Raw genomic sequence first — 12,991 nt, 5'->3', positions numbered from 1 at the left:
TCGCTTAACTCCCTTTGCCCAATAAATCATGATGATAATCACCCGCCGGATAGCGGAACGGCACCGGACCGTCGGCGATACCATCAATGAACTGACGAACCCGAGGATCGGCATTTTCGCGCAGCGACTGCGCACTCCCGTGCGCCACCACTTTTTTGTCCGCCACGATATATGCGAAGTCCGCGATGCTGAGCACCTCCGGCACATCATGCGAAACCACGATACAGGTGACACCCAGGGTGCTATTGAGTTCAGAAATCAGCTTCACCAGCACCCCCATCGTAATGGGGTCCTGCCCGACAAAGGGCTCATCGAACATGATTAAATCAGGTTCCAGCGCAATCGCCCTCGCCAGCGCGGCACGGCGCGCCATGCCGCCGGAGAGCTCAGAAGGCATCAGCTTCGCGGCTCCGCGTAGCCCGACGGCCTCCAGCTTCATCATCACCGTGGTGTGCAGCAGCGCTTCCGGCAAACGCGTATGCTCGCGCAGCGGATAAGCGACGTTATCAAACACGTTCAGGTCGGTGAACAGCGCGCCGGACTGAAACAGCATGCTCATGCGCTTGCGGACGGTATACAGGCGCGAGCGCGACATCTGCGGTACGTTTTCACCATCAAACAGGATCTCGCCTTTATCGGGCGGGATCTGACCGCCGATCAGACGTAACAGGGTGGTTTTGCCGATCCCTGATGGCCCCATTATCGCGGTGATCTTGCCGCGGGGTACCGATAGCGAGATATCATCGAAGATCACGCGATCGCCCCTCGAGAAGCGAATACCGCGCACTTCGACTAGATTCGCCGAACTCTGGCTCATAAAATCATCCTTACTAGACACCCGTCGGGCTAAGCATGGCGCTTTCTTTCACCACAAACCCAACATTTTTACAGAATCTTACCCGCCCGGGTTAGCGAAAGCTGGCATTTGTTTTACTTTTGGCACACATAAAGTCAAAATTAAGAATTCGTTACGCTGCCTACGGACGGCCAGCGAGGCGACGATTATACCTGAAGAAAGGACTTTAGATGCTCTTAGCGACGGCTCTGTTAATTATTGGTTTATTGCTGGTTGTCTACAGCGCCGATCGTCTGGTCTACGCCGCTTCAATACTCTGCCGTATGCTGGGAATCCCCCCCCTTATTATAGGGATGACGGTGGTCAGCATCGGTACCAGTTTACCGGAAGTCATTGTTTCCGCCGCCGCTTCCCTGCATGGGCAAACCGATCTGGCGATCGGCACAGCTCTGGGATCGAATATCACCAATATCCTGCTGATCCTCGGCCTCACCGCTCTGTTTCAACCTTTTACCGTGCATTCTGATATCCTGCGCCGCGAATTGCCGCTAATGTTGCTGGTCAGTTTACTGGCAGGATTTGTGCTGTACGACGGGCAGATTACGCGGATAGATGGCCTTTTTTTGCTGGCGCTGGCGGTACTGTGGCTGTTGTTTACCCTTAAGATTGCCCGCCTTGCGGAACGCCAGGGGAACGACAGCCTGACCCGTGAACAGCTGGCGGAGCTGCCGCGGGAGGGCTCGCTTCCCGTCGCGCTGCTCTGGTTGGGCGTCGCGATGATAGTGATGCCGATGGCCACGCGGATGGTGGTGGATAACGCCACGGTGCTGGCAAACTTTTTTGCCATCAGCGAACTGACCGTCGGCTTAACGGTCGTTGCCATCGGCACCAGCCTGCCCGAGCTGGCCACCGCCATCGCCGGAGCGCGAAAAGGCGAAAATGACATCGCCATCGGCAATATCATTGGCGCTAATATTCTGAATATCGTACTGGTTCTCGGGCTCCCCGCGCTGATTGCGCCTGGCGCCTTTGCCGCCGAGGCCTTTACCCGCGACTATGGCGTCATGCTGCTGGTCAGCCTGATCTTCGCGGTGCTGTGCTGGCGTCGTAAACAACAGCCCGGTCGCCTTGCCGGCGCCCTGCTGCTGGGTGGTTTTGTGCTTTGGTTAGCGATGCTGTACTGGACAGCGCCGCTCTTCGTTGAATGATTCAGGATAACATTATGTCGCAAATAGATTTGCCAGCGGATTTTGACTTTCAACGGGCAGGCCGTGAGGTGCTGGACATTGAACGTGAAGGTCTGGCCCAGCTCGATCAATATATTAATGAAGATTTTACCCGCGCCTGTGAGACCATTTTTCGCTGTACCGGTAAAGTTGTGGTGATGGGAATGGGTAAATCCGGCCATATCGGGCGAAAGATGGCCGCAACGTTCGCCAGCACCGGGACATCAGCATTCTTCGTCCATCCCGGCGAGGCCGCGCACGGCGATTTGGGCATGGTCACCCCCTGCGACGTAGTGATCGCGCTATCTAACTCCGGGGAATCAAATGAAATTCTCGCCCTGATCCCGGTGCTTAAGCGCCAGCAGGTGTCGCTTATCTGTATCACCAGCCGACCGGAAAGCAGCATGGCGCGCGCGGCGGATATTCATCTGTGCGTGAAGGTGCCCAAAGAGGCTTGCCCGTTAGGGCTGGCCCCCACATCAAGCACCACTGCCGCGCTGGTGATGGGCGATGCCCTTGCCGTCGCGCTGCTGGAAGCCCGCGGTTTTACCGCTGAAGATTTTGCGCTATCGCATCCCGGCGGCGCGCTGGGCCGTAAGCTACTGCTGCGGGTCAATGATATCATGCACACCGGCGATGAAATTCCGCATGTTGGCCTGGAGGCCACGCTGCGCGATGCGCTGCTGGAAATCACGCGCAAAAATTTAGGCATGACCGCTATTTGCGACGATGAAATGAATATCATCGGCATTTTCACCGATGGCGATCTGCGCCGCGTCTTTGATACCGGCATTGATATGCGTAACGCCAGCATCGCCGAAGTCATGACGCGAGGCGGCATCCGTATCCGTCCCGGTACGCTGGCCGTTGATGCGCTGAACCTGATGCAGTCCCGTCATATCACCTGCGTGCTGGTTGCCGATGGCGACCGTCTGGTAGGTGTGATACATATGCACGATCTCCTGCGCGCGGGCGTAGTGTAAGTAAGGAAAAAATAATGAATAATGCTGATGCCCTGATAACGACCTGCTATGGTCCGGTAAGTCAGGGCTTTATTGACCGGGCGGCGAAGATCCGTTTACTGATACTTGATGTGGACGGCGTTCTGTCCGACGGTCTTATCTATATGGGCAACAACGGCGAAGAGCTGAAAGCGTTTAACGTGCGCGACGGCTACGGTATCCGCTGCGCCCTGACTTCAGAGATTGAAGTAGCGATAATTACCGGGCGAAACGCTAAACTGGTGGAAGATCGCTGCCAGACGCTCGGCATCACCCATCTCTACCAGGGGCAGTCTGATAAGCTGCTGGCGTTTCATGAGCTACTCAATAAACTGGCCGTTAGCGCGGATGAAGTGGCCTATATTGGCGACGATCTGATCGACTGGCCGGTGATGGCTGAAGTGGGTTTAAGCATAGCGGTAGCCGATGCGCATCCGTTGCTGCTGCCGCGCGCGGATTACGTCACTCGTATCAACGGCGGTCGCGGAGCGGTACGCGAAGTGTGCGATTTGCTACTATTGGCGCAGGGCAAGCTGGATGAGGCCAAAGGGCAATCTATATGAGTAAAACCAGACGTTGGGTTATCATTTTACTATCGCTGGTCGCGCTGATCCTGATCGGCCTGAACCTGGCGAGTACGGACGATGCCACCCAGCAAGCGATCAATCCTGACGATCCGACGTATACCAGCGAGCATACCGATACCGTCGTTTATAGTCCCGAAGGGGCGCTTAACTACCGGCTAATCGCGGAACACGTAGAGTATTTTTCCGAACAGCAGCTCTCGTGGTTCGCAAAACCGGTGATGACCACCTTCGATACGAATAAAGTACCAACCTGGTCTATCAAAGCGGATAAAGCTAAGTTGACGAATGACCGCATGCTGTATCTTTACGGGCACGTTGAGGTTAATGCGCTGACGGCGGATTCTCAACTGCGCAAAATTACGACGGATAACGCCCAGATAAACCTGGTGACGCAGGATGTTACCTCCGATGACATGGTGACGTTGTACGGAACAACATTTAATTCCAGCGGCCTGAAAATGCGCGGGAACCTGCGCAGCAAAAATGCCGAGCTGATTGAAAAGGTTAGAACCTCATATGAAATTCAGAACAAACAAACTCAGCCTTAAGATTGCGCTCGCCAGCGCCTTACTGGCCGCCAGCCTGTCGGCACAGGCCAAAACGGGTGATACCGATCAGCCGATTCATATTGAATCCGATCAGCAGTCGCTGGATATGCAGGGCAACGTCGTTACCTTTACGGGTAATGTCGTCGTCACTCAGGGTACGATCAAAATCAACGCCGACAAAGTCGTCGTGACCCGTCCGGGCGGCGAAAAAGGCAAAGAGGTTATCGATGGCTACGGTAACCCGGCCACCTTCTACCAGATGCAGGACAACGGCAAACCGGTAAAAGGCCGCGCGTCGAAAATGCATTATGAACTGCAAAACGACTTTGTCGTCCTGACCGGCAATGCGCATCTGGAACAGATCGATAGCAATATCCAGGGTGACAAAATCACTTACCTGGTGAAAGAACAAAAAATGCAGGCTTTCAGCAATAAAGGCGGGCGCGTGACCACGGTTCTGGTTCCTTCGCAGCTGCAGGATAAAGGTAGCGATCAGTCAAAGAAGGGTAAGTAATTCGTTATGGCAACATTAACTGCAAAGAATCTTGCTAAAGCCTATAAAGGCCGCCGCGTCGTGGAAGATGTCAGTCTGACCGTGAATTCGGGCGAGATTGTTGGCCTGCTCGGTCCGAACGGCGCCGGTAAAACCACTACCTTCTATATGGTTGTTGGTATCGTACCGCGCGACGCGGGCAACATTATCATCGATGATGAAGACATCAGCCTGCTGCCGCTGCACGCGCGCGCGCGTCGCGGAATCGGCTATTTGCCGCAGGAGGCCTCCATTTTCCGCCGGCTGAGCGTTTACGATAACCTGATGGCGGTATTGCAGATTCGCGACGATCTCAGCAACGAGCAGCGCGAAGATCGCGCGAAAGAGCTGATGGAGGAGTTTCACATTGAGCACCTGCGCGATAGTCTCGGCCAGGCGCTCTCCGGTGGTGAACGGCGCCGCGTCGAGATCGCCCGCGCGTTGGCCGCTAACCCGAAATTCATCCTGCTGGATGAACCCTTTGCCGGCGTTGACCCCATCTCCGTTATCGATATCAAACGCATTATTGAACACCTGCGCGACAGCGGTCTTGGCGTCCTGATAACCGACCATAACGTCAGGGAAACGCTGGCCGTTTGCGAGCGTGCTTATATCGTCAGCCAGGGCCACCTGATAGCCCACGGTACGCCGCAGCAAATCCTTGAAGACGAGCAGGTTAAGCGCGTGTATCTTGGGGAAGACTTCAGACTCTGATAGGGTAGAGGTTACAGACGTTTTAGCCGGAGATATTGGCCCTGAATATGAAGCAAGGTTTGCAATTAAGGCTAAGCCAACAGCTTGCCATGACGCCACAACTGCAGCAGGCGATTCGTCTACTGCAGCTGTCCACGTTAGAACTCCAGCAAGAACTCCAGCAGGCGCTGGACAGCAACCCGTTGCTGGAGCAAACCGATCTTCACGATGAGGTAGAAACCAAAGAGGCCGAGGATCGCGAATCTCTGGATACCGTCGACGCCCTTGAGCAAAAAGAGATGCCCGAAGAGCTGCCGCTTGATGCCAGCTGGGATGAGATTTACACCGCCGGAACGCCATCAGGCAACGGCGTCGATTACCAGGATGACGAACTGCCCGTCTACCAGGGAGAGACCACGCAAAGCCTGCAGGATTACCTGATGTGGCAGGTTGAACTTACGCCATTCACCGATACCGATCGCGCCATCGCGACCTCTATCGTCGATGCCGTTGATGATACCGGCTACCTGACGATTTCTGTCGAAGACATCGTGGAAAGTATTGGCGACGATGAAATCGGACTTGAAGAAGTTGAAGCGGTTCTCAAGCGCATTCAGCGTTTCGACCCCGTCGGCGTGGCGGCAAAAGATTTGCGTGATTGCCTGCTGGTTCAGCTTTCACAGTTTGCCAAAGAGACGCCGTGGATTGAAGAAGCCCGCCTGATCATCAGCGATCATCTCGATCTGCTGGCCAACCACGACTTCCGCAGCCTGATGCGCGTAACCCGCCTCAAAGAAGAAGTGTTAAAGGAAGCGGTAAATCTGATCCAATCGCTGGATCCGCGCCCGGGACAGTCGATCCAAACTGGCGAGCCAGAATATGTCATTCCTGACGTTCTGGTGCGTAAAGTCAACGATCGTTGGGTGGTTGAGCTCAATTCAGATAGCCTTCCGCGCCTGAAGATCAATCAGCAGTATGCCGCTATGGGTAACAGCACGCGCAATGACGCTGACGGCCAGTTTATCCGTAGCAACCTGCAGGAAGCGCGCTGGCTGATCAAGAGCCTGGAGAGCCGCAACGACACCCTGCTGCGCGTCAGCCGCTGTATCGTCGAACAGCAGCAGGCTTTTTTTGAACAAGGTGAAGAGTTTATGAAACCGATGGTGCTGGCGGATATCGCTCAGGCCGTCGAAATGCATGAATCCACTATTTCACGCGTTACTACGCAAAAATACCTGCACAGTCCACGCGGTATTTTTGAGCTGAAGTATTTCTTCTCCAGCCATGTGAATACCGAAGGCGGCGGCGAAGCATCGTCGACGGCCATTCGCGCGCTGGTGAAGAAATTAATCGCCGCGGAAAACCCCGCGAAACCATTGAGTGATAGTAAGCTCACCACCATGCTATCCGATCAGGGTATTATGGTGGCACGGCGAACCGTTGCTAAGTACCGAGAGTCTTTATCCATTCCGCCGTCAAATCAACGCAAGCAGCTGGTTTGACCCAACCGATAAGGAAGACACTATGCAGCTCAACATTACAGGACACAACGTCGAGATAACCCCCGCGATGCGCGATTTCGTTACCGCGAAGTTCAGCAAACTGGAGCAGTTTTTCGACAGGATCAACCAGGTCTACATTGTGTTAAAAGTGGAGAAGGTGACGCAAATTGCGGACGCCAATCTGCATGTCAACGGTGGCGAAATCCATGCCAGTGCGGAAGGCCAGGATATGTATGCTGCTATCGATGGTCTTATCGATAAGCTGGCAAGACAGTTAACAAAACATAAAGATAAACTGAAACAACACTAATTGTCCGGGCAATCGCCTACGCCAACCGCCTGCCGGCGGTTGGCAAGGAGAGCTCAGGTGAAATTATGATAAATAACGATTCGGCTCTACAACTGAGCAATGTCCTTAACCAGGAATGTACCCGTAGCCAGGTTCACTGCCAGAGCAAGAAACGCGCGCTGGAAATCATCAGCGAGCTGGCGGCAAAGCAGTTAGGCTTATCGTCCCAGATAGTGTTCGAGGCGATCCTTACCCGTGAGAAAATGGGCAGTACCGGGATTGGCAACGGCATTGCAATCCCCCATGGCAAACTCGAAGAGGATACGCTGCGGGCCGTGGGCGTGTTTGTCCAGCTGGAAACCCCCATTGCTTTCGATGCTATCGACAACCAACCCGTCGATCTGTTGTTTGCCCTTCTCGTCCCGGCCGATCAAACTAAGACGCATCTGCATACGCTCTCGCTGGTGGCGAAACGTCTGGCCGATAAAACAATTTGCCGCCGTCTGCGCGCTGCGCAAAGCGATGAAGAGCTGTATGAAATCATCACTGAAGCGGGAAGCAATAATGAGGCGTAACGAAAGCCGCACCTTACGCTTTTTCGTACTGAGGAGAAACGGTACATGGTACTGATGATCGTCAGCGGCCGTTCAGGGTCGGGGAAATCCGTCGCCCTGCGAGCGCTGGAAGATATGGGTTTTTACTGCGTGGATAACCTGCCGGTTGTGCTCTTGCCCGAGCTGGCGCGCTCGCTCGCCGACAGAAACATCTCGGCCGCGGTCAGTATTGACGTGCGAAACATGCCTGAGTCGCCGGAAATCTTCGAGCAGGCGATGAAAAATCTGCCCGCAGAGTTTTCACCTCAGCTGCTGTTCCTGGATGCCGATCGTAACACCTTGATTCGCCGCTACAGCGACACGCGTCGTTTGCATCCCCTCTCCAGCAAAAACCTGTCGCTGGAGAGCGCCATTGATGAAGAGAGCGACCTGCTGGAACCTCTGCGTTCCCGCGCTGACCTGATCGTCGATACCTCAGAAATGTCGGTACATGAGCTGGCAGAAATGCTGCGCACGCGTTTGTTAGGCAAGCGCGAACGCGAGCTGACGATGGTGTTTGAATCCTTTGGCTTTAAGCACGGTATTCCCATTGATGCTGATTACGTTTTCGACGTACGCTTCCTGCCGAACCCGCACTGGGATCCGAAGCTGCGCCCGATGACCGGTCTGGATAAACCCGTGGCCGCCTTCCTCGACCGGCACACGGAAGTTCACAATTTCATTTACCAGACCCGCAGCTATCTTGAGCTATGGTTACCTATGCTGGAGACCAATAACCGCAGCTATCTGACGGTAGCTATTGGTTGTACCGGTGGTAAACACCGTTCGGTTTACATCGCCGAACAGCTGGCTGACTACTTCCGCTCGCGCGGTAAGAACGTGCAGTCCCGTCATCGGACGCTGGAAAAACGCAAATCATGACCGTTAAGCAAACCGTTGAAATCACCAATAAGCTGGGGATGCACGCTCGCCCGGCGATGAAGCTGTTTGAATTAATGCAGAACTACGATGCTGAAGTGCTGCTGCGCAATGATGAAGGAACTGTAGCTGAAGCGAATAGCGTGATTGCCCTGCTGATGCTTGACTCAGCTAAAGGGCGGCAGATTGAGATTGAAGCCAACGGCCCGCAAGAAGTGGAGGCGCTGGCAGCGGTTATCGCGCTGTTCAACGCCGGGTTTGATGAGGATTAGATTTCACTCCCCCGGTCGCAGCGCGCCTTCCGGGGTACTGAGCCGTGAAATCATCAATGTAGCTGATTCGCCCGCATAAACCCTTCCCCGCCTAACTGCCTCATCTGGCGCAGGATCCACGCCTGGCGGCTGCGAATATAACCCGACGGCGCGTCAGCGCGAAAGCGAATGGGATTAGGCAAAACCGCCGCTAAAAGCGCGGCTTCAGCAGCCGTCAATCTGCTGGCCGGTTTGTGAAAATAGCGCTGCGATGCGGCTTCAACGCCAAACGTCCCTTCACCAAACTCCGCAATATTCAGATAAACGGTGAGGATCCGCTTTTTGCTCCAGACCGTCTCAATGCCAACGGTCAGCCCCGCCTCCAGCCCTTTTCTTAGCCAGCTGCGACCATCCCACAGGAACAGGTTTTTTGCCGTTTGCTGCGACAGGGTTGACGCACCGCGGATGCGGTTCTCATTGCGTTCATTGTGCGCCAGCGCCTTCTCAATCGCCGGGACGTCAAACCCCCAGTGCTCCGGGAATTTCTGGTCTTCCGCGGCAATAACCGCCAGCCCCATCCACGGAGAAATTTCATCCATGCCCACCCAATCGGAATGGGCGATGTAATGAAAATTCCCTGAGAGCCAGGCGCCGAGCTGCCGCTCCAGCATCACCGCTGAAAACGGGACGGGGACGATGCTAAACAGAGCAACCCCGCCGCCCCATAGCACCGCGCAAGCCAGCAGCAGCCTCAGCAAAAAACGTTTAATCAAGCGCAACGGCGAAAAACGAAATGTCATGCCGTCAGAACCAATACGCGAGCAACCAGCTTTTCAATTCCGCTCGCCGCTTCGGCGATGTTCTGCGCCAGCATATACGCGGGAGTCGTCACCACTTTATTGTCTTCATCAACCACAATGTCATCGACCGGGCAAGGCACGTGTTCGGCCCCCATCTCCTCTACCGCATCGGCGGTATCAAGATCGGTACCAATAGTGACGCGTAGCGGAATAGAGAATATTTTAGGCAACAGCGCCGGAGCGATACAGATAAAGCCCAACGGTTTACCCGCCTGATGCATCGCCAGCGCCAGGGCCTTGAGATCGCTATCCACTTCACATTCACTTCCCTGCGAAGCAAAATTGCTGAGGTTCTTTGCCGCGCCAAAACCGCCGGGCACAATCAGCGCGTCCAGCGCATCCGCCCGGGCGTTTGCTAAAGGCTGAATCTCTCCGCGCGCGATACGCGCCGCTTCCACAAGCACATTACGGCTTTCCGCCTGCGCTTCGCCGGTCAGGTGATTGATAACATCGGTTTGCGCTTTATCAGGCGCATAGCAGATAGCCTGAGCGCCGCTGCGGGCAATAGCCAGCAGGGTAATAACGGCTTCATGAATTTCGCTTCCGTCATAAACGCCGCAGCCGCTCAGCACTACACCAATTTTCTTCATCACATCAGCCCCTTAGTACAAGTTTATGAAAGCAGTCAAAAATTTTGATTTACTCGCTATGCTTCACATATTTTACTGTTTCACGTAACAAAATATTTAAGGTTTGCTATCTTAATGAGCGAGTAAGCCAAATCCTCAGGTTGCGCCGTGTAAAAAAATCACTCAAATGATTCTGGCGCAATGACCCGTTCCCTGGTGTTGGCGCAGTATTCGCGCACCCCGGTTTATCCGGGGTCATTTTTTATCTGCCGCCGCTACCCACGCCTTCAGTACCGCGACATCGTTTTGCCATTCGGATTTCATCTCTTCAACCCATTCGCCAACGTTATCCGACCAGGCCGGTAAATCCGGGGTTTGGATCTGCTGGCCTAGCTGCTGGATATGGCGCAAACCGATAGAGCCCGCAGCGCCTTTTATCTTATGCCCCTCATCGACGATACCTTTCTGGTCGCGAGCGGTTAAATTTGATTCCAGAACCGCCATGTAGCCCGGCATCATTCTTTCGAAAACGGCCAGGCCGTCATTAATCAGCTTCGGCCCTACCAGTTCGATATACTGCTCAAGCATCGGAATATCCAGTACGGAAGCTGATTTACTGATATCTACAGATGGCATCTCATTCTCCTCCTCTTCCGGCGCATCCCAGAATTTTTTGATAATCGCGGTTAATGCCGGAACCGATAACGGCTTGCTCAGAACATCATCCATTCCCGCTTCCAGATACTCAGTCTTGTTCTTCAGGACGTTAGCGGTAAGCGCAACCAGCGGGGGAAGCTCATCGGCGGCAAAGCGCTGTTTCAGCTGACGAGAAATATCGAGCCCAGTCATATCCGGTAGTTGAATATCGAGCAGAACCAGATCGTACTCGCCGGGTACAAACATCTCCAGCGCAGCCTTACCGGTCATCGCCACATCCACGCTGTTGCCCAGCTTCTCCAGTACCGAACGCGCCACGATCACGTTGAGCTCAATATCTTCCACCAGCAGCACGTTTAGCGCAGGTAATGGCATTTCATCTTCCGCCAGCGTGTCTTCAACCTCTTCAGCCACGGCCGGCGCGTGTACGGTGAGCGTGAACGTGGCCCCTTTACCCGGCAGGCTGGCAACGCTAATGTCGCCGCCCATATTACGCGCCAGACGCCGCGACACGGCGAGTCCGATGCCGGTACCTGTCGCTGGCTTGCCGCCCTGGCTATCTTTCACCTGGTAATACATGGCGAAAATTTTATCCTGTTCCGCTTCAGGGATGCCAATGCCTGAATCTTCCACTTCAAAGTGCAGGATGTCCCCTTCGTCATAGCGCACGCGCACGTTCACGCTCCCACCCTGCGGGGTAAACTTCACGGCGTTGCTGATTAGATTCCACAAGATTTGGCGTAAACGCGTTCCGTCGGTGATCACTTTATGCGGCAGCGGAAGCGAAGGATCCAGCACAAAGCGCAGCCCTTTCTGCTGCGCCTGCAGGCCGGAGAGGTTTTCAAGGTCGGCAAGGAAGCCGGTGAAATCAACCGGCTGGTTATCCAACTGAATTTTACGCCGCTCCATCTTATCCATCTCAATAATATCATTGAAGATATTACCCAGCGTTACCGCTGAGACGTGGATGGTTTTCAGGTATCTTTCCTGTTCGTCGGTCAGGTCGGTATCGAGAAGGATTCGGCTCAGCCCGACGATGCCGTTAAGCGGCGTACGCAGCTCGTGGCTGATCGTTGAGATAAAGGTGGTCTTATCGCGGCTGGCCCGCTCCAGCGCGTCCTGATAGCGCTTACGCTCCGTAATATCACGACCGAACCCCATCAGGCCGCGCCGCTTACCGACGCGGTCATAATAGGGCACTTTGCGGATTTCAAAGCAGGCCTTGCGCCCGTCCGGATAATCCAGCCACTGCTCGTAGGTGAGCGAAACGTTATGGCGGAAGACTTTCTCATCCGTCTCCAGCACCTTCTCCGCCACCTCTTCGCTGTAGACATCCTGCGGCTTCAGATGAATAAGCTGTTTTTCGCTTTTACCGGTCAGCAGTTCCATGGCGCGGTTACAGCCTGAGAACTCTTTATCTTCATTACGATAGAAAACGAGGTCCGGTGAAGCGTCAAGAAAGGAGCGCAGAAAGGACGATTGCTGTTCAAGCTGAATTTGCGTTTCTTCACGCTCCTTCATCTCAATTTTCAGCTGCTCAAGCGTCGTTTCACGTTCCGCTTCAGCTTTTTCACGTTCACCGATTTCCTGATTAAGCTGGGCGATATTGTCCTTAAGCTGCACATTCAGCTTGAGATCGCGCTCGCGCATCTCCTCCAGTTTCTCCACCAGCCGCGAAAGACGCTGCCGGGACTCTTCCAGCTGCTCAACGACCACCGACAGGAAATAGACCGCCCACGGCGTAATCAGCAAACCAAAGAAGATAGAGCGGATCACATCAATACTTTCCACCTGGCCGTGCAGCACCATAGTAACGGCCATCTGCACGACGATCGCCAGCACCACCAGCGCAAAGGCCAGCAGCATGGAAAAGCGCACCAGACCCAGCTTCATCATCAGGTCAACATAATACTGCGCCAGCATACGGATTTGCTTCATAAGGGATTCCTTCGCGACAACTTCGCACAATAATACTCAATTCTGAGCAAGACGCTGTAAGTTGTGCGAA

General features: G+C 54.4%; 15 protein-coding genes. 11 read left to right on the top strand and 4 right to left on the bottom strand.

Annotated elements, in window-relative coordinates; translation table 11 throughout:
* Positions 1-4: 4 nt before the first annotated feature.
* Positions 5-817, bottom strand: coding sequence for a phospholipid ABC transporter ATP-binding protein MlaF (gene mlaF / locus GUC22_RS02670; protein ID WP_004125691.1), 813 nt, complete (start codon positions 815-817; stop codon positions 5-7).
* Between the two features lie 209 nt (positions 818-1,026).
* Here mlaF and GUC22_RS02665 point away from each other — a divergent pair, with 209 nt between their 5' ends.
* The 11 genes from GUC22_RS02665 to npr all read left to right on the top strand — a co-directional run bounded on the left by GUC22_RS02665 (position 1,027) and on the right by npr (position 8,918).
* Positions 1,027-2,004, top strand: coding sequence for a calcium/sodium antiporter (locus tag GUC22_RS02665; RefSeq protein WP_004139780.1), 978 nt, complete (start codon positions 1,027-1,029; stop codon positions 2,002-2,004).
* Entirely contained in the window at positions 2,001-3,005 is a 1,005-nt protein-coding gene (kdsD, locus tag GUC22_RS02660; RefSeq protein ID WP_177916612.1) for an arabinose-5-phosphate isomerase KdsD, read from the top strand. Before GUC22_RS02665 ends, kdsD begins: the two co-directional genes overlap by 4 nt.
* Positions 3,006-3,019: 14 nt before the next feature.
* On the top strand, positions 3,020-3,586 hold the full coding sequence (gene kdsC / locus GUC22_RS02655; RefSeq protein ID WP_024358756.1) for a 3-deoxy-manno-octulosonate-8-phosphatase KdsC: 567 nt from the start codon (positions 3,020-3,022) through the stop codon (positions 3,584-3,586).
* Complete coding sequence (lptC, locus tag GUC22_RS02650) at positions 3,583-4,158, top strand: LPS export ABC transporter periplasmic protein LptC (protein WP_004125700.1); 576 nt, start codon at positions 3,583-3,585, stop codon at positions 4,156-4,158. The genes kdsC and lptC overlap by 4 nt, the downstream gene beginning before the upstream one ends.
* On the top strand, positions 4,127-4,672 hold the full coding sequence (gene lptA, locus GUC22_RS02645; RefSeq protein WP_004125703.1) for a lipopolysaccharide ABC transporter substrate-binding protein LptA: 546 nt from the start codon (positions 4,127-4,129) through the stop codon (positions 4,670-4,672). The genes lptC and lptA overlap by 32 nt, the downstream gene beginning before the upstream one ends.
* Before the next feature lie 6 nt (positions 4,673-4,678).
* The gene (gene lptB, locus GUC22_RS02640; protein ID WP_004125705.1) at positions 4,679-5,404 is read left to right on the top strand and encodes an LPS export ABC transporter ATP-binding protein; all 726 of its coding nucleotides are present in this window, start codon (positions 4,679-4,681) and stop codon (positions 5,402-5,404) included.
* Between the two features lie 47 nt (positions 5,405-5,451).
* Positions 5,452-6,885, top strand: coding sequence for an RNA polymerase factor sigma-54 (rpoN, locus tag GUC22_RS02635; RefSeq protein WP_049087000.1), 1,434 nt, complete (start codon positions 5,452-5,454; stop codon positions 6,883-6,885).
* A gap of 22 nt (positions 6,886-6,907) precedes the next feature.
* Positions 6,908-7,195, top strand: coding sequence for a ribosome hibernation promoting factor (gene hpf, locus GUC22_RS02630; protein WP_004106167.1), 288 nt, complete (start codon positions 6,908-6,910; stop codon positions 7,193-7,195).
* 65 nt (positions 7,196-7,260) lie between these two features.
* On the top strand, positions 7,261-7,749 hold the full coding sequence (gene ptsN / locus GUC22_RS02625) for a PTS IIA-like nitrogen regulatory protein PtsN (protein ID WP_004125714.1): 489 nt from the start codon (positions 7,261-7,263) through the stop codon (positions 7,747-7,749).
* A 45-nt stretch (positions 7,750-7,794) separates the two neighbouring features.
* Positions 7,795-8,649 (top strand): RNase adapter RapZ, encoded by an 855-nt coding sequence (gene rapZ / locus GUC22_RS02620; RefSeq protein WP_004106169.1) that lies wholly within the window; start codon positions 7,795-7,797, stop codon positions 8,647-8,649.
* Positions 8,646-8,918 (top strand): PTS phosphocarrier protein NPr, encoded by a 273-nt coding sequence (gene npr, locus GUC22_RS02615; RefSeq protein WP_004139771.1) that lies wholly within the window; start codon positions 8,646-8,648, stop codon positions 8,916-8,918. The genes rapZ and npr overlap by 4 nt, the downstream gene beginning before the upstream one ends.
* A gap of 53 nt (positions 8,919-8,971) precedes the next feature.
* On the opposite strand, the gene mtgA is transcribed toward npr, so the two are convergent.
* The 3 genes from mtgA to arcB all read right to left on the bottom strand — a co-directional run bounded on the left by mtgA (position 8,972) and on the right by arcB (position 12,921).
* Complete coding sequence (gene mtgA / locus GUC22_RS02610; RefSeq protein ID WP_004139770.1) at positions 8,972-9,697, bottom strand: monofunctional biosynthetic peptidoglycan transglycosylase; 726 nt, start codon at positions 9,695-9,697, stop codon at positions 8,972-8,974.
* A complete protein-coding gene (elbB, locus tag GUC22_RS02605; RefSeq protein WP_004139768.1) occupies positions 9,694-10,347 on the bottom strand; it encodes an isoprenoid biosynthesis glyoxalase ElbB in 654 nt (217 codons plus the stop codon). The genes mtgA and elbB overlap by 4 nt, the downstream gene beginning before the upstream one ends.
* 234 nt (positions 10,348-10,581) lie before the next feature.
* Positions 10,582-12,921: an aerobic respiration two-component sensor histidine kinase ArcB gene (gene arcB, locus GUC22_RS02600; protein ID WP_024358760.1), complete on the bottom strand. Its 2,340-nt coding sequence runs from the start codon at positions 12,919-12,921 to the stop codon at positions 10,582-10,584.
* Between the last annotated feature and the right edge of the window lie 70 nt (positions 12,922-12,991).

This window comes from Klebsiella sp. MPUS7 (genome assembly GCF_009905335.1).
In the GTDB taxonomy this organism is placed as follows: Bacteria; Pseudomonadota; Gammaproteobacteria; order Enterobacterales; family Enterobacteriaceae; genus Klebsiella; species Klebsiella grimontii.
This window is presented reverse-complemented; position numbering and strand designations above follow the sequence as displayed.

Bases quoted from the DNA above. Each gene is read 5' to 3' on its own strand.
- mlaF (WP_004125691.1), bottom strand. From the start codon at position 817: ATGAGCCAGAGTTCGGCGAATCTAGTCGAAGTGCGCGGTATTCGCTTC.
- GUC22_RS02665 (WP_004139780.1), top strand. From the start codon at position 1,027: ATGCTCTTAGCGACGGCTCTGTTAATTATTGGTTTATTGCTGGTTGTC.
- kdsD (WP_177916612.1), top strand. From the start codon at position 2,001: ATGATTCAGGATAACATTATGTCGCAAATAGATTTGCCAGCGGATTTT.
- kdsC (WP_024358756.1), top strand. From the start codon at position 3,020: ATGAATAATGCTGATGCCCTGATAACGACCTGCTATGGTCCGGTAAGT.
- lptC (WP_004125700.1), top strand. From the start codon at position 3,583: ATGAGTAAAACCAGACGTTGGGTTATCATTTTACTATCGCTGGTCGCG.
- lptA (WP_004125703.1), top strand. From the start codon at position 4,127: ATGAAATTCAGAACAAACAAACTCAGCCTTAAGATTGCGCTCGCCAGC.
- lptB (WP_004125705.1), top strand. From the start codon at position 4,679: ATGGCAACATTAACTGCAAAGAATCTTGCTAAAGCCTATAAAGGCCGC.
- rpoN (WP_049087000.1), top strand. From the start codon at position 5,452: ATGAAGCAAGGTTTGCAATTAAGGCTAAGCCAACAGCTTGCCATGACG.
- hpf (WP_004106167.1), top strand. From the start codon at position 6,908: ATGCAGCTCAACATTACAGGACACAACGTCGAGATAACCCCCGCGATG.
- ptsN (WP_004125714.1), top strand. From the start codon at position 7,261: ATGATAAATAACGATTCGGCTCTACAACTGAGCAATGTCCTTAACCAG.
- rapZ (WP_004106169.1), top strand. From the start codon at position 7,795: ATGGTACTGATGATCGTCAGCGGCCGTTCAGGGTCGGGGAAATCCGTC.
- npr (WP_004139771.1), top strand. From the start codon at position 8,646: ATGACCGTTAAGCAAACCGTTGAAATCACCAATAAGCTGGGGATGCAC.
- mtgA (WP_004139770.1), bottom strand. From the start codon at position 9,697: ATGACATTTCGTTTTTCGCCGTTGCGCTTGATTAAACGTTTTTTGCTG.
- elbB (WP_004139768.1), bottom strand. From the start codon at position 10,347: ATGAAGAAAATTGGTGTAGTGCTGAGCGGCTGCGGCGTTTATGACGGA.
- arcB (WP_024358760.1), bottom strand. From the start codon at position 12,921: ATGAAGCAAATCCGTATGCTGGCGCAGTATTATGTTGACCTGATGATG.